21 protein-coding genes are annotated in these 20,418 nt (G+C 74.2%); 10 read left to right on the top strand and 11 right to left on the bottom strand.

The genetic code is table 11. The features are described from left to right. The first annotated feature begins 111 nt into the window (after positions 1–111). Complete coding sequence (locus K4B79_RS23185; RefSeq protein WP_232028792.1) at positions 112–879, top strand: DUF5666 domain-containing protein; 768 nt, start codon at positions 112–114, stop codon at positions 877–879. Positions 880–928: 49 nt separating this feature from the next. Here K4B79_RS23185 and K4B79_RS23180 read toward each other — a convergent pair whose 3' ends face one another. Next, positions 929–2,188 (bottom strand): MFS transporter, encoded by a 1,260-nt coding sequence (locus K4B79_RS23180; RefSeq protein ID WP_232028791.1) that lies wholly within the window; start codon positions 2,186–2,188, stop codon positions 929–931. A 148-nt stretch (positions 2,189–2,336) separates the two neighbouring features. On the opposite strand from K4B79_RS23180, the gene K4B79_RS23175 reads away from it, so the two are divergent. Continuing rightward, positions 2,337–3,257, top strand: coding sequence for a LysR family transcriptional regulator (locus tag K4B79_RS23175; RefSeq protein WP_232028790.1), 921 nt, complete (start codon positions 2,337–2,339; stop codon positions 3,255–3,257). Here K4B79_RS23175 and K4B79_RS23170 read toward each other — a convergent pair. Further along, positions 3,147–4,148, bottom strand: coding sequence for a LysR family transcriptional regulator (locus tag K4B79_RS23170; protein ID WP_232028789.1), 1,002 nt, complete (start codon positions 4,146–4,148; stop codon positions 3,147–3,149). The two genes, K4B79_RS23175 and K4B79_RS23170, sit on opposite strands and share 111 nt — an antisense overlap. An 84-nt stretch (positions 4,149–4,232) precedes the next feature. Here K4B79_RS23170 and K4B79_RS23165 point away from each other — a divergent pair, with 84 nt between their 5' ends. Then, the gene (locus tag K4B79_RS23165; RefSeq protein ID WP_232028788.1) at positions 4,233–4,994 is read left to right on the top strand and encodes a TSUP family transporter; all 762 of its coding nucleotides are present in this window, start codon (positions 4,233–4,235) and stop codon (positions 4,992–4,994) included. Between the two features lie 14 nt (positions 4,995–5,008). Beyond that, on the top strand, positions 5,009–5,641 hold the full coding sequence (locus K4B79_RS23160) for a hypothetical protein (RefSeq protein WP_232028787.1): 633 nt from the start codon (positions 5,009–5,011) through the stop codon (positions 5,639–5,641). On the opposite strand, the gene K4B79_RS23155 is transcribed toward K4B79_RS23160, so the two are convergent. Continuing rightward, positions 5,638–6,408, bottom strand: a complete 771-nt coding sequence (locus K4B79_RS23155) for a putative protein N(5)-glutamine methyltransferase (protein WP_232028786.1) — start codon at positions 6,406–6,408, stop codon at positions 5,638–5,640. The genes K4B79_RS23160 and K4B79_RS23155 overlap by 4 nt on opposite strands. Further along, on the bottom strand, positions 6,395–6,526 hold the full coding sequence (locus K4B79_RS48340; protein ID WP_308280471.1) for a hypothetical protein: 132 nt from the start codon (positions 6,524–6,526) through the stop codon (positions 6,395–6,397). The genes K4B79_RS23155 and K4B79_RS48340 overlap by 14 nt, the downstream gene beginning before the upstream one ends. A gap of 169 nt (positions 6,527–6,695) precedes the next feature. Here K4B79_RS48340 and K4B79_RS23150 point away from each other — a divergent pair, with 169 nt between their 5' ends. After that, positions 6,696–7,142: a MarR family winged helix-turn-helix transcriptional regulator gene (locus K4B79_RS23150; protein WP_232028785.1), complete on the top strand. Its 447-nt coding sequence runs from the start codon at positions 6,696–6,698 to the stop codon at positions 7,140–7,142. Positions 7,143–7,148: 6 nt separating this feature from the next. On the opposite strand, the gene K4B79_RS23145 is transcribed toward K4B79_RS23150, so the two are convergent. Next, positions 7,149–7,934, bottom strand: a complete 786-nt coding sequence (locus K4B79_RS23145; protein ID WP_232028784.1) for a GNAT family N-acetyltransferase — start codon at positions 7,932–7,934, stop codon at positions 7,149–7,151. Then, entirely contained in the window at positions 7,931–8,854 is a 924-nt protein-coding gene (locus K4B79_RS23140; protein ID WP_232028783.1) for a quinone oxidoreductase family protein, read from the bottom strand. The genes K4B79_RS23145 and K4B79_RS23140 overlap by 4 nt, the downstream gene beginning before the upstream one ends. 258 nt (positions 8,855–9,112) lie before the next feature. Here K4B79_RS23140 and K4B79_RS23135 point away from each other — a divergent pair, with 258 nt between their 5' ends. From K4B79_RS23135 to K4B79_RS23125, 3 genes are all read left to right on the top strand, one after another. Further along, entirely contained in the window at positions 9,113–9,718 is a 606-nt protein-coding gene (locus K4B79_RS23135; protein ID WP_232028782.1) for a sulfite oxidase-like oxidoreductase, read from the top strand. After that, positions 9,711–10,478 (top strand): ferredoxin reductase, encoded by a 768-nt coding sequence (locus tag K4B79_RS23130; RefSeq protein WP_232028781.1) that lies wholly within the window; start codon positions 9,711–9,713, stop codon positions 10,476–10,478. Before K4B79_RS23135 ends, K4B79_RS23130 begins: the two co-directional genes overlap by 8 nt. A gap of 237 nt (positions 10,479–10,715) precedes the next feature. Further along, positions 10,716–11,300 carry an Rv1733c family protein gene (locus tag K4B79_RS23125; protein ID WP_232028780.1) on the top strand — a complete coding sequence of 195 codons (585 nt, stop codon included), beginning with the start codon at positions 10,716–10,718 and terminating at the stop codon, positions 11,298–11,300. A gap of 39 nt (positions 11,301–11,339) precedes the next feature. On the opposite strand, the gene K4B79_RS23120 is transcribed toward K4B79_RS23125, so the two are convergent. Then, the gene (locus tag K4B79_RS23120; RefSeq protein WP_232028779.1) at positions 11,340–12,719 is read right to left on the bottom strand and encodes an 8-oxoguanine deaminase; all 1,380 of its coding nucleotides are present in this window, start codon (positions 12,717–12,719) and stop codon (positions 11,340–11,342) included. Positions 12,720–12,822: 103 nt separating this feature from the next. On the opposite strand from K4B79_RS23120, the gene K4B79_RS23115 reads away from it, so the two are divergent. Together K4B79_RS23115 and K4B79_RS23110 are read left to right on the top strand one after the other, a co-directional pair. Next, entirely contained in the window at positions 12,823–13,791 is a 969-nt protein-coding gene (locus tag K4B79_RS23115; protein ID WP_232028778.1) for an acetylxylan esterase, read from the top strand. A gap of 173 nt (positions 13,792–13,964) precedes the next feature. Continuing rightward, positions 13,965–15,131, top strand: coding sequence for a serine hydrolase domain-containing protein (locus K4B79_RS23110; RefSeq protein WP_232028777.1), 1,167 nt, complete (start codon positions 13,965–13,967; stop codon positions 15,129–15,131). 30 nt (positions 15,132–15,161) lie between these two features. Here K4B79_RS23110 and K4B79_RS23105 read toward each other — a convergent pair whose 3' ends face one another. The 4 genes from K4B79_RS23105 to K4B79_RS23090 all read right to left on the bottom strand — a co-directional run bounded on the left by K4B79_RS23105 (position 15,162) and on the right by K4B79_RS23090 (position 20,402). Further along, positions 15,162–15,890 carry a class I SAM-dependent methyltransferase gene (locus K4B79_RS23105; RefSeq protein ID WP_232028776.1) on the bottom strand — a complete coding sequence of 243 codons (729 nt, stop codon included), beginning with the start codon at positions 15,888–15,890 and terminating at the stop codon, positions 15,162–15,164. 49 nt (positions 15,891–15,939) lie between these two features. Further along, positions 15,940–18,810, bottom strand: coding sequence for a SpoIIE family protein phosphatase (locus tag K4B79_RS23100; RefSeq protein WP_269463768.1), 2,871 nt, complete (start codon positions 18,808–18,810; stop codon positions 15,940–15,942). A 121-nt stretch (positions 18,811–18,931) separates the two neighbouring features. Further along, positions 18,932–19,075, bottom strand: coding sequence for a hypothetical protein (locus tag K4B79_RS23095; protein WP_232028774.1), 144 nt, complete (start codon positions 19,073–19,075; stop codon positions 18,932–18,934). A 49-nt stretch (positions 19,076–19,124) separates the two neighbouring features. After that, positions 19,125–20,402 (bottom strand): RNA polymerase sigma factor, encoded by a 1,278-nt coding sequence (locus tag K4B79_RS23090; RefSeq protein WP_232028773.1) that lies wholly within the window; start codon positions 20,400–20,402, stop codon positions 19,125–19,127. Between the last annotated feature and the right edge of the window lie 16 nt (positions 20,403–20,418).

The following is a 20,418-nucleotide window of genomic DNA, read 5'->3' as shown; positions in this document are numbered from 1 at the left end:
GATTCACAGGAACCCGTTACCGGTTCCTTACCTGCCGCGTCCCACAATCGCAGCAAGGCGAGGCACGGCAGTGCGCCGATGCCGCGGTGCCACGTCCGAGGGGAGCGAACCGTGACGCACGATCCGGACCAGCCGCACACCACCGGCGGGGAGCCGCCACAGCCGCCGAAGCCGCCCGCGCCGCCCGTGGTGCCCCAGCCACCCGCGCCGCCCGCCGGGACGACCCCGGAGTGGGAGGTGGTCACCGGTCCCGGCGGCGCGGAACCACGGAGCACGGGAGGAGGGCGGCGAGGCTCCGCCCGTACCCGCGCGGTCCTCGCGGCGACGGCCGTCGCCGTCCTGGCTGTGGGAGGCACAGTCGCCTACGCCGCCACCTCCGGGAACTCGGGGCCGTCGGCCATCGGGACCGCCGCCTCCGGATCCGCTTCTCCCTCGGCGTCACAGGACGACCGCCCCGGCGACGGACCCGGCCGCGGACCGTGGTTCGGACGCGGCGGACTCGGCGTGCACGGCGAGTCGACCGTGAAGGACCCCGACTCGGACGAGTGGGTGGTCCGGATCTGGCAGCGCGGCACCGTCGAGAAGGTTGACGGCGACCAGGTCACGGTCAAGAGCGAGGACGGCGCAGCGTGGACCTGGACCGTGGACGAGGACACCAAGGTCTTCCCCGAGGACACGTCCGGCTCGGACGCCCTCGCGAAGGGAGACACGGTCTTCCTGAGCGGTACCCGCGCCGACGACGGCGACAGGACCGCCACGCGTGTGCTCACCGGTACCTGGGACAAGCCGGACGGCCGCGGCTGGCTCGACCGGTTCCCCGGCCACGGCCCGCGCCACGAGCACGAGCCCAGCCCGTCGGGGAGCGGCGCGACGGCCTGAGACCGACCGGGCCTGCTCGCCGAGGGCCTCCGCCACCCGCGACCGGCACTCACGCAGGGCTGTCGGCCGTCGCGTGGGCCGCCTCGTTCTCGTCCCCGTGAGTCCGCTCGCGCCACGGCAGCAACAGCGGTGTCGCCAGCAGGAGCAGTCCCGCCACGGCGAGGGCGGTGCGGGTGCCGGTGAGGCCGGCCAGGAGTCCCCACAGGGCGGTGAGGGTCGCGGTGGTGAGCTTGCCGGTGATGGACCACGCGGTCAGGGTGCGGGCGACCCGGTCCGACGCGGTCTGGTTGAGCCGGTGTGTGGCGAGCACCGGGTTGTACACGCCGATGCAGGTGATCAGCCCGAGTTCCACGGCCATGACGAGCGCGAGTCCGGCGTTTCCGGGCCCGATGAAGGCCAGCCCGACGGGCCAGCAGGCGCGCAGTGTCCCGGAGACGAGCAGCACCCGGTGCTGTCCGAACCGTGCCACGAGCGGACGGGACAGCCGGGAGCCGATCAGGCCGCCCAGACAGGGCACCGCGAAGGCGAGGCCGTACTGCCAGGGGGCGAAGCCGAGATCGCCGAGCATGAGGACGGCGAGCAGGGGCGCACCCACCATGATCAGGGCGTTGACCAGGACGGTGTTGAGGAACAGGGGGCGCAGGACGGGGCTGGTGAGGATGTACCGCCAGCCGTCGAGGAGGTCGGCCGCCCGGAACCGTGCCGGTGGACCGGTCCGCTCGGGCCGTGCCTCCTTGCCCCCGATCGCGCAGAGGCCGAGGGCCGAGAGGAGGTAGCTGACGGCGTCGGCGACCACGGTCATCACCGGGCCGAACATGCCGACGGCGGCCCCGCCGGCGGGCGGTCCGAGGACGGTCGCCGTCCAGGTGGTGGCCTCGAACCTGCCGTTCGCGACGAGCAGGTCCTCGCGGGGCACGAGCGACTTGAGGAAGGCTCCGGAGGCGGCCGTGAAGGTGATGTCGGCCGCCGCGACGACGACCGCCACGATGAGGAGCTGGGCGAAGGTGAGCCGGTCGAGGGCGAACGCGAGGGGCACGGTCGCCATGGCGGCGAACCGGATCAGGTCCATCGTGATCATCACCGGCCGCTTGCGGCGGAACTCCACCCACGGCCCGAGCGGCACCGCCACGGCGGCCCCGACGGCGAGCCCCGCCGCCGCCAGCACGGACACCTGGGTCGGTCCGGCGTGCAGCACGACGACCGCGATCAGGGCGAACGCGTCGAAGGCGAACCGCGTGCCGAACGCGCTGACGCCGTAGGCGGCCCACAGCCACCCGAACGACCGCCCCAGCGACCGCTTCTCTCCCACGCTCCGCCCCTCCCCCTGCCCACGCCCGACGCCCTCGCGACAACCTCGCGTCGACCGCCGACATCAAAGCGGGAGGCGGGGCGGCAGATCAAACAACCACCGGGACCGGGCGGTCACAACCAGGTGTTGTACCTCTAGGGTGGCCGCCGTGGATCTCGATGCCGTGCGCACCTTCGTCGCCGCCGCGGACACCGGCCGGTTCCAGGAGGCGGCCGACGCCCTGTCGATCACCCAGCAGGCCGTGTCGAAGCGGGTGGCCGCGCTGGAGAGGGACCTCGGGGTGCGGCTGTTCACCCGGACCGCGCGGGGCGCCCGGCTCACCATCGACGGGCAGGCCTTCCTGCCCCACGCCCGCGAGCTCCTGCGGGCCGAGGAACGGGCCGCGGCCTCCGTACGGCCCGGACGGCGCGCCCTGCGTGTCGACGTGATCGGCCGCCGGCTGGCCCCCGCCGACCTGGTGCGCGCCTTCCACCGCGCGCATCCGGAGATCGAGCTGGACGTCGTGACCCTCTTCGACGCCGACGCCGCCTTCGCGGCGGTACGGTCCGGCACCATCGACGCGTCCTTCCGGGCCGTCACCCTGCCCGCCCGGGAGCTGCCCGATGGCATCGCGGCCCTTCGCGTGTACGACGAGCCCCTCCAGCTCGTCACCGGGCCGCGGCACGTGTTCGCCGGGGCCCGCTCGGTCCGTCCCGGGGAGTTGGCGGGGCACCGGATCTGGATGCCCGGTCTCGTCGCGGGCACCGAGTGGGCGACGTTCTACGACGATCTCGCGGCGGCCTTCGGGCTCACCATCGAGGCGACCGGCCCGCACTTCGGCACCGAGCCGCTGCTGGACACCGTCGCCGACTCCGCGACCGTGGCGACCTTCGTCGGCGAGGGGACCCGCCTGGTGTGGCCCGCCGGCCAGGACCTGCGGCGCATCCCCGTCCACGACCCGACACCGGTGTACCCGCACTCACTGCTCTGGCGCGCCGACAACCCCCACCCCGCGCTCGGCGCCCTCAGGGCCCATCTCGGCTCCGCCCGGCGCGAGGTCGGGACGTGGACGCCGCAGTGGGCCCGGTAGGTCGCCGTCGGGCGAGGCCGCCCGGCGAAGGTGCTCGGCGAGCGCGGCGGCGGACGCGGGCTGTTCCTTGGCACCCCGGACCAGCGCCAGCCGGCGGTCTGCCCAGGCGTCCTGGAGGCCGCACACGTCGACCGGCGGGCCCGCGTCGAGGGTGCGGCGCGGTACGACGGCGAGCCCGACGCCCGCGGCCGCCAGGGCGACCAGGACGTTGAGGTCGGCGACGGTGGTGCGGTGGCGTGCCGCCGGGGCATGGGATCCGAGGCTCTCCTCGATGAAGTGGCGCAGCGCGGAGTCGGCGTCGAGCCCGACCATGGGGTGTTCCGCGGCCTCGCGGTACGCCATCGTGGTGCGGCCGGCGAGGATGCCGTCCCGCTGGCCGATCACGACGAGGGAATCGTCGCAGAGGGGTTCCGTGTCGAGTCCGCTGTCCCGGGCCTCGTTCTCCAGGACGATCCCCAGGTCCGCCGCTCCGTCGGCGAGGCGGCGCACGGTGTCGCGGCTGCGGCTCTCGCCGACCGTGACGTCGGCGTCGGGGTGTGCCCGCAGGAAGGAGACCAGGGTCCGCGGCACGAGCCAGTGCATCGCGGAGCCGCCGGTCAGCAGGGCCAGCGGCGCGTTCGACGGGCGGGTGTAGCCGGCCACCGCGCTGTCGAGCCGGATCGTCCGGTCGATGACCTCGCGGGCGTGCCGGGCCAGGGTCGTCCCGGCCGGGGTGGGCCGCACGCCACGGCGGCCGCGGATCAACAGGGGCACACCGGCGTGGTGTTCGAGGGCGCGCACCCGTGCGCTGGCGGACGGCAGGCTCAGGTGCATCCGGCGGGCGCCCGCCGTGATCGTCCCCTCCGCCACGACGGCGAGGAAGAGACGCAGATCGTCCAGGTCGTAGCGCATGCGCTTGAGCCTATGGCACAGGCTTAGGCTGGGTGCGGCAAAGGCGCATTGTGGACCCGCCCGTCACGGCGTGATGCTCGACGGGTGTCGGAGACCTTGCTCGTCCTGTTGGCCGGTCTCGCCGCCGGAGCGCTGAACGCCGTCGGCGGGGGCGGCACCTTCGTCGCACTGCCCGCGCTGGTGGCCGTCGGCCAGTCGCCGGTGACGGCGAACGCGTCCTCGACGATCGCCCTCGTCCCCGGCGCGGTGGCCGGCGCCTGGGTGTACCGGCGCGAACTCGCCCCGGTGGGACCGGCGTCCACCAGGTACCTGACCGCGGTCAGTGTGCTCGGGGGCGGCCTCGGTGCCGGTCTGGTGCTGGCGCTGCCGTCGGAGTCCTTCGATGCCGCTGTGCCGTGGCTGCTGGCCTTCGCCACGGTGTTGTTCGCCTTCGGCGGCCGACTGTCCGGGGCCCTGCGCGGGACGCTGGACCGCCCGCTCGCCCTGGGCCCGCGGGCGGTTCTGGTCCTCCAGTTCGTGCTCGCCGTCTACGGCGGATACTTCGGCGGAGGCGTAGGCATCATGATGCTCGCCGTGTGGAGCGTCGGCCTCGGGATCGACTCGGCGGCGGGGAATCCGATGCGGATCGCGCAGCTCGCGGCGGTCTATCTCAGCGCGACGGCGCTGTTCCTCGTGGTCTCGGACGCCCGGAGCACTCCCCTGGTGCTCACGACCATGGTGGCCGGCGCGGTGGCGGGCGGCTTCGGCGGCGCCCACCTCGCGCGCCGCCTGCCCGCCCGGCTGCTGCGGGCCGTCGTCCTGAGCACCGCCGTGACCATGACCGTCCTGTATTTCCTGCGCAGTTGAACCAAGGGGGCGTGATGACCGATCCACGAGACGCGAGGCACCGGGGTGAGGCCGCCACGGAAGCCGCCGCACCCTGCACCGAGGCCCGCACCGACGACACACCCTTCACCGACGCCTCGCGTGCGCGCGTGGTGCTGGCCCACGAGGCGTACGAGCTGGCCGACCTCGCCCGCGCCGCCGTCCCGATCGGCGCGGGCGAGCTGCGTCCCGACGGCACCGTGCGGTCCCCGGGCGCCGCGCTCGCCGACGCCGCCCGGTTGCTCGACGCGGCGCGGCTACTCCTGGAAGCCGCCGCCGTGTTCGAGCGCGTCGGCGGTGCGGGCTGGCAGCGCGTCGGCGAGGTCCTTGGCGTGTCCGCGCAGGCCGCACGGGCCCGTTTCGGACCGGCCGAGGACCGCTTCCGCGACGGCCGCCGCTCCCCCGGGGACGCGACGGCCGACTGCTGGCGGGCCTATCTCGCCCGGGAACCCCTGGAAGCGGCCCTGGACCTCGACGACTGGGTCCTGCGCCACGCGACCGCGGACGGCGACCGCGCTCCGGGCCCGGCACCGGTGTCCGGCGGCCTGGTCCGCACGGACGGCGACTTGGCCCGCAAGGACGACGACTTGGCCCGCGAGGATCCGGCCGCCGGGCACTCCGGCCGTTAGCGCGCGACCCCGATCACGACGTCGGCGTACATCTCCTCGGACACGGCCAGGCGGGTCTCCAGGCCGGCCCGGCCGAAGGCGGCGACGGCCGTCCGGGCCTGGCGTTCGCTCGTCTCGACCAGCAGACAACCGCCGGGGGCCAGCCATCGCGGTGCCTCGGCCGCGACCCGGCGCAGGACGTCGAGGCCGTCCGTGCCGCCGTCGAGGGCCACCCGCGGCTCGTGGTCGCGGGCCTCCGCGGGCAGCAGGCCGATCTCGCCGGTCGGGACGTACGGCACGTTGGCCGCGAGGATGTCCACCCGGCCCCGGAGACGGTCGGGCAACGCCTCGAACAGGTCGCCCGAGTGGACATGGCCGCCGACGGCGGCGACATTGCGGCGGGCACAGCGGACGGCCGCCGGATCGATGTCGGCGGCATGCAGCTCGACGGGTCCGAGCGCGGTGGCCAGGGCCGCGCCCACGGCACCCGAGCCGCAGCACAGGTCCACGACGACGGAGGCGTCCGGGACCTGGGCGAGGGCCTGCTCGACGAGGAACTCCGTACGACGGCGGGGCACGAAGACTCCGGGTTCCACGGCGACGCGCAGGCCGTGGAACTCGGCCCAGCCCAGGACGAGTTCGAGGGGCTGTCCGCCGACCCGGCGGCCCACCAGGTCGGCGAGCTCGTCCGCGTCACGGGCGGCGGCCAGAATCAACCGGGCCTCGTCCTCGGCGAAGACACATCCGGCGTCCCGCAGCGCGGCGACGACGGAGTCACGCGAGGCCACGGAGCACGAGGGGCGCGAGGAGGAAGACGGCGAGGAAGACGGCGAAGCTGAAGAAGGGGAAAGTGAAGGCATGGAAGCCGAGAGCCTTTCGGGAGCCGAAGGGTGCTCCCGCGGTCACCTACCGACGGTGATCCGGGCCGGTTCGAGGGACGAGCACCCGAGCTGACACAGCGGTAATGGGTCTCACCTCCTCGGGACTTCACGGCCGGGACCGCCCGCAGCCGGGCGTCACAGTACCTCACCGCATCGAGTTGTACTATGCAACCACCAGTATCAGGGAGGTCCCGGTGGACGCAGGGGAAACGGCCGTGGAGACCATCCAGCGCGAGATGACCGCGTTCGCCCGCCGGGCCCGGGCGTCCGCCGGGCGCATGCATCCCGAGTTGTCGCTGGTGTCGTACACCTTGCTCGGGCATCTGGAGGAGAGCGGCGGCTGCCGGGCGACCGACCTGGCCGCGCACTACGCGCTGGACAAGTCCACGGTCAGCCGTCAGGTGAGCGCGCTGGAACGGGCCGGGCTCGTCGAGCGGCGCCAGGACCCGGAGGACCACCGCGTCCAGGTGCTGGACCTGACCGAGGCGGGCCGGCGCATTCTCGCCCAGGTCACCGTGCGCCGCCGGGCCGCCGTCCGGGAACGGCTGACGGACTGGCCGCAGGAGGACCTGGAGCGGTTCGCCGGGTACCTGGTCCGCTACAACGGCGGTTCGGCGGCCGCGCCGCCCGGGGACGACTGACCACGCCTACGGCAGCGGGACGGTCCCGCCTTCCGTGGTCGGCCACCGCGGCACCCGGGCCGCCAGGAAGGCGGTCTCGCGGCGCAGGCGGAAGCCCAGGGACTCGTAGAGCCGGATGGCGCCGGTGTTCGTGGCCGCGGTGTGCAGGAACGGGGTCTCGCCGCGCTCCCGGATGCCGTGGGCGACGGCCCGGACGAGCCGGGTCGCGAGGCCCTGGCCACGGGCGCCGGGGTCGGTGCAGACCGCGCTGATCTCGGTCCAGCCCGGTGGGTGCAGCCGCTCCCCCGCCATGGCGACGAGGGTGCCGTTCCGCCGTATGCCGAGATAGGGGCCGAGTTCGACGGTGCGGCGCAGGAAGGGGCCGGGGCGGGTGCGGGCGACCAGGTCGAGCATCTCGGGCACGTCGGCCGGCCCGAGCCGGACGGCCTCCGGGTCGGGGGCCGCGTCCAGGTTCTCGTCGACGAGTTGCACGCCGGATATGCGGAACGTGACCTCCCAGTCGTCCGGGACGTCGCCGCAGTAGCCGGTCAGCGGGACCTCGGCGCCGGGACCGGCGAGCGCCGCGAGATCCGCCCAGTCCTCGGCGTCCGGCTCGTCGGGCATCGCCACCCATCCCGACACGTCGACCGGGTAGCGCAGCACACGGCCGCGCCGTTCGGCGAAGCGGGCGTGCGGGCCGGTGAGCGCGGCGAGGGCGGGATTGTCGAGGAGGTGCGGGGTGCTGGCGGGGCGGGTGCCGGGCGGCCCGGGGCGGTCGGTGACCGTCGGGGCCGTGCTCGTCTCCGTGGTCATCGGGCGACCTCGATCACGACCTTGCCGCGGGCGTGGCCCTCCTCGACCGTGCGCAGTGCCGCGCCGGCCTGTTCGAGGGGGAACGTGCGGGTGATGTGCGGGTCGAGGTCGCCGTTCACGACGAGGCGGGCGACCTCTTCCAGGACGGCCGCGGTGCGTGCCCGGATCACACGGGCGCCGCCGAGCCGTTCCACCTCCTCGGCCGAGGCGCCCGCGGTGATCAGGCGGGTCCGGTCGGTGAGCAGGCCGGCCGCCTCGGCCAGCACCTCGCCGCCCACTAGGTCGTAGACGCCGTCGACGCCCTCGGGTGCCGCCGCCCGCACCCGGGCGATCCAGCCCGGACCCGACGGGACGTGGACGGCCCCGAGTGCCTCGACGAAGTCCTTCTTGCCCTCGCTCGCGACGCCGACGACGCTCAGCCCGAAGGCGCGGGCGATCTGTACGGCCGCCGCTCCGACACCTCCGCCCGCGCCCGCGACCAGCAGGGTCGCCCCGGCGGGCAGGTCGAGCTGGCGGATCCCGTCGTACGCGGTCGCGGCGGCCACCGACAGGGTCGCGGCGCGGGTGAAGGACAGGGCGGCGGGCTTGTGCGCGGTGACCTCGGCGGGCAGCAGGGCGTACTCGGCGTAGCCCCCGGCGACCGTGTTGCCGAAGACCTCGTCCCCGACGGCGAACCCCTCGACGCCTTCGCCGATCTCCTCCACCACCCCGGAGACCTCGCGGCCCAGGACGGCGGGGAACACCTGCTCGCCGCCACCGGGCCCGGCGTGTCCCGTGCGCAGCTTCCAGTCGACGGGGTTGATCCCGGCGGCTCGCACCGCGACCAGCACGTGCCCCGGTCCGGGCACGGGCCGGGCGACCTCGACGAGGGCCTCGGTCTCCGGCCCGCCGAACCGTGTGAAGACATACGCCTTGGGCATTGCTCCCACTCTCCTTCGCTGCCGACGGGTCACCGGTTGTATGGGCCACCGGTCTCACCACCAGTCGGCAAGGAAGATCGGCGGCCCGCTATTCCCGGGCCGCCGCGGAGTTCATACGGCCGTCACGATCCGCGGGCGCGGCGGGGTGGGGCCGGGCGCGGGGCACCCCTGAGATGCACGTACGGTTGAGCGGGTAGGACATCGCCCCGTCGACCTGTTGTCACGTCGCCCGTTGTCACGCTGGAACGCTGGAATCGTATGAACGTCACCCGAGGCTTCACCGGACGCGACCGCGTCCACAACCCCGGCCTGCCGCCCGGCCAGTACGACGCAGGCGAGGACTGGCCCGTGCTGTCCGCGGAGGTCACGCCCGACCTCGCGCCCGCCGACTGGACCTTCCGCGTCGACGGACTGGTGGAGCGGCCGCGCACCTGGGACTGGGACGAGGCGCACGCCCTGCCGCCGTCGGCCTACGAGGGCGACATCCACTGCGTGACGAGCTGGTCGAAGTTCGGCGTGCGGTTCGGGGGCGTGTCACTGGACGCGTTCCTGGACGTGGCGCGCCCCCATGGGTCCGCCACCCATGCCGTCGCCTACTCCCACACCGGCTACACCACGAACCTGCCACTGGCCGACCTCACCGGCGGCCGGGCCTGGATCGCCTGGGAGTACGACGGCGAGCCGCTGCCCGCCGAGCACGGCGGGCCCGCCCGGCTGCTGGTGCCGCACCTGTACTTCTGGAAGAGCGCCAAGTGGATCGCGGGCCTCAGGCTCCTCGACCACGACGAGCCCGGTTTCTGGGAGCAGAACGGCTACCACGCCCGGGGCAACCCCTGGGAGGAGCAGCGGTACTCCGGTGACTGACATCTCCGCCTCCTCCTTCACTCCCCCGACCCGGTTCGCGGTGCCGGGCCGGATCGCCGTCAGCAACCGGGCCGCCGCCGTGTGGCAGACGGCCACGCTCACGGAGATCCGCCGGGAGACCCCGCACGCCGCCACGTTCCGGTTCGCGGTGCCCGCCTGGGCGGGCCATCTGCCCGGCCAGCACCTGATGCTGCGGCTGACCGCCGAGGACGGCTACGCCGCCCAGCGGCACTACTCGATCGCCTCCGCGCCCGACGACACCGGGCACATCGAGCTGACCCTCGATCATGTCGAGGGCGGCGAGGTCTCCGGCTGGTTCCACACGGTGGCCAAGCCCGGCGACGAGGTCGAGGTCCGCGGCCCCCTCAGCGGCTTCTTCGCCTGGCCCGGCGACCGGCCCGCGCTGCTGATCGGCGCCGGTTCCGGTGTCGTACCGCTGATGGCGATGGTGCGCCACCACCGGGCTCGGGAGCTGTCCGTGCCGCTGCGGCTGCTGGTGTCGGCGCGCAGTCCCGAGGAGCTCATCTACGCGCGGGAGTTGGGCGCCGAGACGACACCGGTGTTCACGCGGAGCGGGCCGGAGGGTGTGGCCGTGGGACGTATGACGGCCGCCCATGTGGCGCCCGTCCTGTCGGAGCCGCCTCCAGGTGGGTGGGAGGCCTATGTGTGCGGCTCCAACGCCTTCGCCGAACACGCCTCACGGCTGCTGGTCGAGGCCGGCCAGCCCGTCGACCGGATCCGGATCGAACGCTTCGGCTGACGGCCCGACGAGCGGACCGCCTGACGCGCCCGACGTTTCGCGGCGTCACCACAGGGCACTCCTGAGCGACGACGGGGGCCGTTCGCCCGGAAAGACCGGGTTGGTGTTGTGGTGGGCGATGCCGGTGCATGGGTACCAGATTGGTGTGGACACTCGCATGCGCGTACGCGCGCGGCACGGCAGGACGCACCGGTGTGTGCGACTCCTCCGGCCGCGGTGACGGGCCAGGAGGTCGACATGGGAACCCGGGTGCGCGGATGGCGCTGGCGGAGCAATCCGCTCCGGCGCCGGTCGGATGTCCTGGAGGCCTGGACGGTGCTCGCCGTCGCGGTCCTGCTGCTCGTGGTGGCGCCGGTGGCCGGAGCGATCGCCGCCTGGTGGGCGCACGGCGAGGCCCGTGCGGTCGCCACCGAGCAGCGGGCCGACCGTCAGCGTGTCCGGGCCGAGGTGGTCGGCAGGACGCCTGACTCGCTGCCTTCGGTGCAGGGCGGGCGGGGGCAGACCGTCCGGGCCACGGTGCGCTGGAGCGAGCCGGGCGGCGGCCCTCGGACGACGACCGCGCGGGTCCCGGCCGGGACCGACCGCGGGGACACGGTCGAGGTCTGGTTCGACACCCGGGGCCGGAACGTGCCTCCGCCGCCGAACGAGACCTCCGTCTGGCAGCACACCCTCACCGTCGGCACCTGCGCCACGGGCGGCGCCTGCGCGGTGATCCTGCTCGGCCGCGCCGTGGTCCTGGGCGCCGTCAACCGTCGGCGGATGGCCGAGTGGGAACGGGACTGGGCCCTCATCGAACCCCAGTGGACCCGCCGCCGGGCCTGACCGCACCCTCGCGCGGGGCGTCTCCAGGGACGCCCCGGCCTACCCGCCCCGCTGCATCCGCCGCGCGATCCGGCCATGGGTCCGCAGCGCGTCCGCGAGCCCGGGCAGGACCGGCTCACCCCGGTCGACGAGGACGCGGCCGGCCACGATCGTGGTCCAGGCGCGGGCGGGTCCGCAGCGCAGCCAGGCCTCCACGGGATCGCTGAACGCCCCGGCGAGGGCCACCTCGTGCAGGTCCCAGACGACCAGGTCGGCGCAGGCGCCGGGCCGCAGGTGCCCCAGTTCGTCGGCGCGTCCCAGACAGCGGGCCGAGCCGCGGGTGGCGATGTCGAGGGCGTCCCGCGCGGTCATCGCACCGGGTCCGCCGCGGTAGCGGCCGAGGAGCAGGGCGCCGCGGGTCTCCATCCAGAGCGAGGCGTGGTCCGTGGAGGCGGATCCGTCGCAGCCGATACCGACGGGCAGGCCCAGCTCGCGCATCTCGCGCACCCGGGCCGTGCCGCCGCCGATGAGCATGTTGGAACTGGGGCAGTGCGCCACCCCGACGCCCGCCGCGGCCAGGCGGCGCAGCTCGGCGTCGTTCGGGTGGATGCAGTGCGCGACCCAGGTGCGGTCGCTCATCCACCCGGTGTCCTCGAAGTACTCCACGGGTCGGCAGCCGTACGTGCGCAGGCAGTAGGTGTCCTCGTCGGGGTCCTCGGCGAGGTGGGTGTGCAGGCGGACGTCGTGGCGCTCGGCGAGTTCGGCGGTCGCCGTCATCAGCTCCTTGGTCACCGAGAACGGCGAGCAGGGCGCGAGGGCGACCCTGACGAGCGCGCCGGGCGAGGGGTCGTGGTGGGCCCGGATCAGCCGCTCGCTGTCGGCGAGGACCTCTTCGTCGGTCTGGGTGACGCTCCGCGGCGGCAGCCCGCCGTCCTCGACGGAACGGGTCATCGAGCCGCGGGTGGCGTGGAAGCGGAAGCCGATGTCGCGGGCGGCCCGGATCTCGGCGTCGACCAGGCCGGGGCGCGGATGGACGTAGAGGTGGTCGGAGGAGGTGGTGCAGCCGCCCATCAGCAGCTCGGCCATGCCGACGTAGGCCGAGACGTGCGCGGCCTCCTCGTCGAGGGCGGCCCACAGCGGGTAGAGGGTGGTCAGCCAGTCGAAGAGGGTGCCGTTCACGGCGGGCGCGTAGGCGCGGGTGAGGTTCTGGTAGATGTGGTGGTGCGTGTTGACCAGGCCGGGTGTGACCAGGCGTCCGGCGGCCGAGAGGGTCTCCCGGGCCTCGGGTTCGGTCCCGGCGGGGCCGACGGCGGTGACCCGACCACCGGCCGTCGCCACCCAGCCGCCCGGGATCTCCCGCTCCCCGTCCACGACGAGCAGTTCTGCATCCCTGACCAGCAGCTCCACTGCGGTGACCGACGCGTCGGCGGCAGACGTCATGACGCCATCGTAGGCGCGTACCGGGGCAAAGACCTGGCGATACGTCCGATCACCCACGTACGGTGTGATCATCCGCACCCACCCTTCGCAAAGGCGGCCACAGATGCCCCTGTTCGACCTGCCCCTCGACGAACTCCGCGCGTACCGCAGCGAGTCGGCCGAGCCCGAGGACTTCGACGCGTTCTGGTCCAAGACCCTCGCGGAGGCCCGCGAGCACGACCTGGACGCCCGTTTCGAACTCGTCGACACCGGCCTGTCGACGGTGAAGGTGTACGACGTGACGTTCGCCGGGTTCGGCGGTCACCCGGTGAAGGGCTGGTTCACGATCCCGGCCGAGGTGTCCGCGCCGATCCCGGTGGTCGTGGAGTTCATCGGGTACGGCGGCGGGCGCGGTCTGCCGCACGAGCATCTGCTGTGGGCCTCGTCGGGCCGGGCGCACTTCGTGATGGACACCCGCGGCCAGGGCAGCGCGTGGGGCGGTGGCGGTGGCACCGCGGACCCGGTGGGCGGCGCGCCCGCGTTCCCCGGGTTCATGACGCGGGGCATCGACGACCCCGAGAACTACTACTACCGCCGGGTGTTCACCGACGGCGTCCGCGCGGTGGAGGCGGCCCGCTCGCACCCGCTGGCCGACCCGGCGCGCACGGTCGTCACCGGCGGCAGCCAGGGCGGCGGCATCTCGATCGCGGTGGGCGGTCTGGTGCCCGACCTGACGGCGGTCGCGCCGGACGTGCCCTTCCTGTGCGACTTCCCGCGCGCGGCGATCCTGACGGACCGGCACCCCTACCGCGAGATCGGCCTCTTCCTCAAGACGCACCGCGGCCGCGCGGCGGACGTCCAGCGCACCCTGGCCTACTTCGACGGCGTGCACTTCGCCGCCCGCGGCCGGGCCCCGGCGCTCTTCTCGGCGGCACTGGAGGACCAGACCTGCCCGCCCTCCACCGTGTTCGCGGCCTTCAACGCCTGGGCGCACGACGAGAAGGACATCGAGGTCTACGACTTCAACGACCACGAGGGCGGCGGCCCGTACCAGGAGGCGGCGAAGCTGCGCTGGCTGCGGTCGTACGCCTGAGCGGCCGCACGCCTGAGCGGCCGGACACCCGCGACGCCGGGTGTTCCCGCTCGCGCCCGGCGTGTTCCCGCTCGTCCCCGGCGTCTTCCCTTCCGGTCCGACCAGTCGGTACGTTCAAGGATGCCCGGACCGCAGCGTCGCGGCCCGGGCTGTTCCGGGACCACGGAGGGTTCATGTCCGAGCGAGAGCCACAGGTGCACGGTCACTGCGACGAGCGCTTCGCCGCGGTGCGCACGGCGTTCGAGGAGAATTTCCGGGAGCGCGCCGAGGTGGGTGCGGCCGTCGCCGTGACGGTCGACGGCACGACGGTCGTGGACCTGTGGGGCGGCTGGGCCGACGCGGCGGGCACCCGTCCCTGGGAGCGGGACACGCTGGTCAACGTCTGGTCGACCTCCAAGGGCCCGGTGGCGCTGTGCGCGCACCTCCTGGCCGACCGGGGGCTGCTCGACTTCGACGCGCCGGTGGCCGCCTACTGGCCGGAGTTCGCCGCGGCCGGCAAGGAACGGATCCTGGTACGGCACCTGCTGTCGCACCGGGCCGGACTGTCCGGTCTGCGGGAGCCGCACTCGTTCGCCCAGCTCTGCGACTGGGAGCTGACGACGAAGCGGCTGGCGGCGATGGAGCCCTGGTGGGAGCCGGGGACGGTGTCGGGGTATCACGCGCTGACGTACGGCTTCCTGGTCGGGGAGGTCGTACGGCGGATCTCGGGACTGCTGCCGGGAGCCTTCCTGGAGCGGGAGGTGACCGGGCCGCTGGGCATCGACTTCACCATCGGCCTGCCGGAGAAGGAGGCCGACCGGGCGGCCGAGCTGGTGCAGCCGCCGGTCGCGCCGAGCAGTGAACAGGCGGCGATCTTCAGCCAGTTGGTGCCCGCGGCGCTGGCCGCCCTGACCAATCCCGGAGTGGGCGCGGCGGCGGCCAACTCCCCCGGCTGGCGCGCCGCCGAAATCCCCGCCGCCAACGGCCACGGCACCGCACGGACCGTCGCCGCGCTCTACGGCGTCTTCGCCGGCCGGGGTCTGTACGGCGGCCGTCGCGTCCTGTCCGCCGAGGCCGTCGAGCGGGTCCGCGAGGGGCAGGGCAGCTGCCGCGACCTGGTACTGGGCGCCGGATTCGAGCACGAGACGGAGATCGGGCTCGGCCTGTGGCTCAGCGGCCCCAACGGCTCGTACGGGCCCGACCCCCGCGCCTACGGCCACGACGGCTTCGGCGGCTCGTGCGGACTGGCGGACCCGGACGCGGGGGTCTCCCTCGGTTACGTCATGAACCGCATGGGACCCCACATCGCCGACGACCCGCGGAAGATGGCCCTCGTCGACGCCCTGTACGGCGCCCTGTGAAGCCGGACCCCCCAGGGTCCGTCCGGCGGATCATGTCGTGGGGCGTCGCCCCACGACCATGCGCACTCGTGGGCTGCCGTCGCGGCGCCGTCCGAACTCGGGCAGCGCCTCCCGTTCCACGTCGAATCCGGCCCACTCCAGCTCCCGGAGCACCTCCCCCGGTCTGAAGGCCCGGTAGTACATGACGAACGGCGGCCGCCACAGGGCGTTGCGCACCCGCATCACCGTGTCGAAGCCCAGCAGCGTCCAGTGGGCCGGGGAGGTCACGCGCGGCGGGGCGAGGACCGGGAAGGCGAAGCTTCCACCGGGCCGCAGGACGGAGTGGACCTGGCGGAACAGGCCGGGCAGCTCACCCGGCAGGAAGTGCCCGAACGCCCCGAAGCTCACGACGAGGTCGAACGCGGGCCCGAAGGGCAGGGCGCGGGCGTCGGCGCGTACCCAGGAGACGGGCGTACCGGCGGGACGTTCCCGCTCGCGGGCCACCGCCAGCATCCCGGCGCTGAAGTCGACGCCGACCACACCCTCCCGGCACACCCGCGCCAGCACGTCGACGCCCGCACCGGTGCCGCAGCACAGGTCGAGGCCGGTGCCGAACGGGCCCCTTCGCCGCAGCGCGGTCGCGACGGCGTCGAGGACCGCGTCCGGCGTACGGAAGGGGGTGTGGTCGAACTTCGGCGCGAGCAGGTCGTAGCCGCGCTCGACGGACGACAGGGCCTGGACGGCGAGTTCACGGAGACTGGGACCTTCGGGGCTGAACATCCGCGTCAGCTTAAGGGAGCGCGGCGGACGGCTTCAGTGTCCGGACCGCTCAGGGCAGGGCCTGTTCGGTCCAGATGACCTTTCCGTCGGGGGTGTAGCGGGTTCCCCAGCGGTCGGTGAGCTGGGCGACGAGGAAGAGGCCGCGGCCGCCCTCGTCCTCGGTGCGGGCGCGGCGGAGCCTGGGCGAGGTGCTGCTGCCGTCGGAGACCTCGCAGATCAGGGCGCGGTCACGGAGCAGGCGGAGCTGGACCGGGCCGGTGGCGTGCCGGATCGCGTTGGTGACCAGTTCGCTGGCGACGAGTTCGGTGGTGAAGGCCAGGTCGTCCAGACCCCAGGCGGTGAGCTGTTCGGTGACCGCGGCGCGGGACCGTGAGACCACGGCCGGGTCGCTGGGCAGCTCCCACTGGGCGACCCTTTCGGGACCCAGGGTGTGGGTGCGGGCGACGAGCAGGGCCACGTCGTCGCTGGGCCGGTTCGGCAGCAGGGCGTCGAGGACGGCCTCGCAGGTGTCCTCCGGTGCCCGGTCGGCATGGGCCAGCACGGTCCGCAGCAGGTCCAGGCCGGAGTCGATGTCCCGGTGCCGGTCCTCGATCAACCCGTCGGTGTAGAGGACGAGTTGGCTGCCTTCGGCGAGTTCCAGCTCGGCGGTCTCGAAGGGCATGCCGCCGAGTCCGAGCGGTGGCCCCGAGGGCAGGTCGACGAACTCCACGGTGCCGTCGGGGGCGACCACCGCGGGGAGCGGGTGCCCGGCGCGGGTCAGCGTGCAGCGGCGGGACACCGGGTCGTAGACGGCGTACAGGCAGGTCGCTCCGACGATCCCGGAGTCCGCCTGACTGTTCTCCACCGCCCAGCCCTCGCCCCGGTCCAGGCGCCCCACCAGGTCGTCGAGGTGGGTGAGGAGATCGTCGGGCGGCAGGTCGACGGAGCAGAAGTTGTGGACGGCGGTGCGCAGCCGGCCCATGGTGGCGGCGGCGTGCAGTCCGTGTCCGACGACGTCGCCGACGACCACGGCGACCCGGGCGCCGGAGAGCGGGATCACGTCGAACCAGTCACCGCCGACCCCGGCCTGCGCGGGCAGGTAGCGGTAGGCGACGTCGACGGCGCTCTGGTCGGGCCGGCCCCGGGGCAGCAGGCTGCGCTGGAGGGCGAGGGCGGTGTTGTGCTCGCGGGTCCAGCGGCGGGCGTTGTCGATGCAGATCGCCGCGCGGCCGGCCAGTTCCTGGGCCAGGGAGAGGTCGTCCTCCTCGAAGGGGGCGGGCTTCTCGGAGCGGTAGAAGCTGACCACGCCGAGGGTCGTTCCGCGCGCCCGCAGCGGCACCGTGATCAGCGAGTGGATCCCGGCCGCGAGCACGCGTTCGAGGCGGGCCGGGTCCTGGGCGAGCCAGCCCTCGGCCGCGACGAGCGCGGGTTCGAGGACGGACTGCCGGTCCTCCAGGCTGCGGGCCTGTGGCGTCGAGGGCACGTACCGGAGGGAGTCGCCGACGCCGTACAGATGGGACTCCTCGTGAACGGCGCCCAGCGCGACCCGGCGCATCAGGGTGTCCGTGCCGAGCGGGCCAGGCTCGTCGCCGCCGAGGACCGCGTCCGGCAGGTCCACGGCCGTGAAGTCGGCGAACAGCGGCACGGTCACCTCGGCCAGTTCCTCTGCGGTGCGGGTGACGTCCAGGGTGGTGCCGATACGGCCGCTCGCCTCGTGCAGCATCTCCAGGCGCCGCCGGGCGAGTACGGCGAGCCGGCCGACGCCGGGTTCGCCGAGGAGCAGCAGCCTGCCGTCGGAGCCGGACGCGTCGCCGTCGGAGCTGGACATGTCACCGTCGGAGCCGGAGTCGGCGCCGGGCGCGCCGTCGTCGCCGTGGGCAGGGCGGAGTTCCGGGGCATCGGCGGGCGACGGGGCCGGCGCGACCGGGACGGTGAGCCGGGCCGGGAGGGTGGACAGGACCGCGGTGGCCGCTGGGGCCGCCGGGGCCGCCGGGGCGGGTTCGGCGGGGATGTGCCGCAGGCGGGGTCCGCCGAGGATCCTCGCCTCGACGACCACGCCCGCCTCGCCGGCCGCGCTCATGACCGTGCGGCGCAGCAGGGTGGCGGTACGGCCGCCGGAGAGGACCACCTCGTCGAGGGTGCGTCGGGGCGAGGCGAGGAGTTCCTCGGCCTTCTCCCGCAGCACGGCGAGGTCGATCCGGCCCAGCTCTCCGCCGCCGGGGCCGTCGCCCGGGCCCGGTGTGCCGATGCGGGGCTGGCGCGGCCAGCCGCCGATGTCGTGCCCGGCCCGGCGGTAGGCGGCGAGCAGGTCCCGTTCCCGTTGCGTGGACTGCTCCAGCAGCCGTGCCTCGATGCCGCGCGCCGCGTCCCGGACCAGTCGCAGCATCGCGGGGTCGCCGTCGTCGCGCAGGCAGGTGAGGTCGAGGACGGCCTCGATGCGCCCGCTGAGCGGGTCGCGGACCGGCGCTCCGGCGCAGGCGAAGGGTTGCAGGCAGTCGGCGAAGTGCTCCCGGCCGACGACGTAGACGGCGCCGCGCTCGACCAGCGCGGTGCCGACGCCGTTGGTACCGACGACGCGTTCGGAGGCGTCGAAGCCGGGGGCGAAGTTCACCTCGTCCAGGCGGTGGCGCAGCTGCCGGTCCCCGCCGAGCCGCTGGACCATGCGGCCCCGCGCGTCGCACAGGGCGATGGTCATGCCCGCTTCGCCGAGCGAGGCGTCCAGGTCCCGCAGCACGGGATCGGCCGCGCGCAGGAACCCCTCCTCCAGGGCCAGGTCCGGAGTGTGCGGAACCAACAGCTGGTGCGGCTCGAGTCCGGCGGAGCGGCACCGCTTCCAGGAGTCGAGCACCGAGTCCCGGACCGTGGAGTCGGCCAGCGTTCCGGCCAGAAAACGTTCGTGCGCATCGACGAGTCCGCCGATGTCGTCCCAGGCGACGGTCAAGGGGATCACTTCCTCGCCCGGGGGACGTCCCGGGTCGCGCGCCGCGGTTCGACGCGCAGCCCGGAGGTGTCCCCCAGGCGCATTCACCCTAGACCTTTTGTGACTCACATCACAACAGCGGTCAGCCGCCGAGGCGGAGTCCGGCGAGCCAGACGTCGGGCCCGCCCGGTCCGTCCCGGAGGTCGGATGCGGTCGGCGGCTCTGTCCGGTCGGGCCGGAACAGCGGGGCGAGGAGTCGGCGGATCGTCGCGGTGAGGGTGTTCATCGGAACCTCCGGTGGTGTGGGCCGTTCTCACCCCACCGACGAACGCCCCTCAGCCGGATCGACACTCCGCGAGCCGTTTCTCCAGGAACCTGCGCTCCGCCTCGTTCTCCACCAGCTCCAGGGCCCGCTCGTAGGCCGTGGCCGCCTCCCGCGGGCGGCCGCCCCGGCGCAGCAGGTCGGCGCGGGTGGCGGGCAGCAGGTGGTAGCCGGCCAACTCGTCCTCGTCGGCCAGCTCCGCCACGAGGGCGAGCCCCGCGTCCGGGCCCTCGGCCATGCCGACGGCGAAGGCGCGGTTGAGGCGGACCACGGCCGACGGCACGAGCCGCTCCAGTTCGCCGTAGAGCCCGGCGATGTCGGCCCAGTCGGTGGCCCCGGCCGTGGCCGCGGTGGTGTGGCAGGCGGCGATCGCGGCCTGGACCTGGTACGGGCCGGGGCGCCCGCCCCGCAGGGCGGTCTCCAGCAGGCCCGCGCCCTCCTCGGCCTCCGCCCGGTCCCACAGCGAGCGGTCCTGGTCCTCCAGGCTCACCGGCTCACCGGCCGCGTCCACGCGGGTGGCCCGGCGGGCGTCGTGCAGCAGAAGGAGCGCGAGCAGGCCGAGCACCTCGGGCTCGTCCGGCATCAGGTCCGCCAGGACCCTGGCCAGCCGGATCGCCTCGCCGCACAGGTTCGCCCGGACGCGGTCGGCGCCGGAGGTGGCCGCGTATCCCTCGTTGAACAGGAGGTAGATCACGCCCAGCACACCGGTCGTGCGCTCGGGCAGCAGATGGGCGGGCGGCACCCGGTACGGAATGCCGGCGTTGCGGATCTTCCGCTTGGCCCGCACCAGCCGTTGCGCCATGGTCGCCTCGGGGACGAGGAAGGCGCGTGCGATCTCCGGTGTGGTGAGTCCGGCGAGGGTCCGCAGGGTCAGCGCGACCCGTGCCTCGATGGGCAGCGCCGGGTGGCAGCAGGTGAAGAGCAGGCGCAGCCGGTCGTCCCGGACGCCGCTGTCGTCGGTGTCGTCGGTGTCGGTCTCACGGCCGTCCGACGGCTCCTCGCGTGCCGTCACGGCCACCTCCCGCAGTTTCGCCGCCCCCACCGCTTCCCGGCGCAGCACGTCGAGGGCGCGGTTGCGGGCGGTCGTGGTCAGCCAGGCACCGGGGCGGCGCGGCACACCGTCGCGCCGCCACCGGTCCAGGGCCTGGGCGAAGGCGTCCTGCGCGCACTCCTCGGCGAGGTCCCAGTCGCCGGTCACCCGGATCAGGGTGGCGACGACCTGGCCCCACTCCGCGCGGAAGGCGGCGGCGACGGCTTCCTCCACGGCGTTCGTGTTCTCTCCGCCTTTCATCGGGTCGGTGTGGCCC

Source organism: Streptomyces lincolnensis, from assembly GCF_021173675.1.
Classification (GTDB): domain Bacteria; phylum Actinomycetota; class Actinomycetes; order Streptomycetales; family Streptomycetaceae; genus Streptomyces; species Streptomyces lincolnensis_B.
This window is presented reverse-complemented; position numbering and strand designations above follow the sequence as displayed.

Coding starts and splice junctions, on each gene's coding strand:
- K4B79_RS23095 (WP_232028774.1), bottom strand. CDS start 19,075: ATGAACACCCTCACCGCGACGATCCGCCGACTCCTCGCCCCGCTGTTC.
- K4B79_RS23090 (WP_232028773.1), bottom strand. CDS start 20,402: ATGAAAGGCGGAGAGAACACGAACGCCGTGGAGGAAGCCGTCGCCGCC.
- K4B79_RS23170 (WP_232028789.1), bottom strand. CDS start 4,148: ATGCGCTACGACCTGGACGATCTGCGTCTCTTCCTCGCCGTCGTGGCG.
- K4B79_RS23125 (WP_232028780.1), top strand. CDS start 10,716: ATGGGAACCCGGGTGCGCGGATGGCGCTGGCGGAGCAATCCGCTCCGG.
- K4B79_RS23115 (WP_232028778.1), top strand. CDS start 12,823: ATGCCCCTGTTCGACCTGCCCCTCGACGAACTCCGCGCGTACCGCAGC.
- K4B79_RS23145 (WP_232028784.1), bottom strand. CDS start 7,934: ATGACCACGGAGACGAGCACGGCCCCGACGGTCACCGACCGCCCCGGG.
- K4B79_RS23110 (WP_232028777.1), top strand. CDS start 13,965: ATGTCCGAGCGAGAGCCACAGGTGCACGGTCACTGCGACGAGCGCTTC.
- K4B79_RS23120 (WP_232028779.1), bottom strand. CDS start 12,719: ATGACGTCTGCCGCCGACGCGTCGGTCACCGCAGTGGAGCTGCTGGTC.
- K4B79_RS23160 (WP_232028787.1), top strand. CDS start 5,009: ATGACCGATCCACGAGACGCGAGGCACCGGGGTGAGGCCGCCACGGAA.
- K4B79_RS23140 (WP_232028783.1), bottom strand. CDS start 8,854: ATGCCCAAGGCGTATGTCTTCACACGGTTCGGCGGGCCGGAGACCGAG.
- K4B79_RS23135 (WP_232028782.1), top strand. CDS start 9,113: ATGAACGTCACCCGAGGCTTCACCGGACGCGACCGCGTCCACAACCCC.
- K4B79_RS23105 (WP_232028776.1), bottom strand. CDS start 15,890: ATGTTCAGCCCCGAAGGTCCCAGTCTCCGTGAACTCGCCGTCCAGGCC.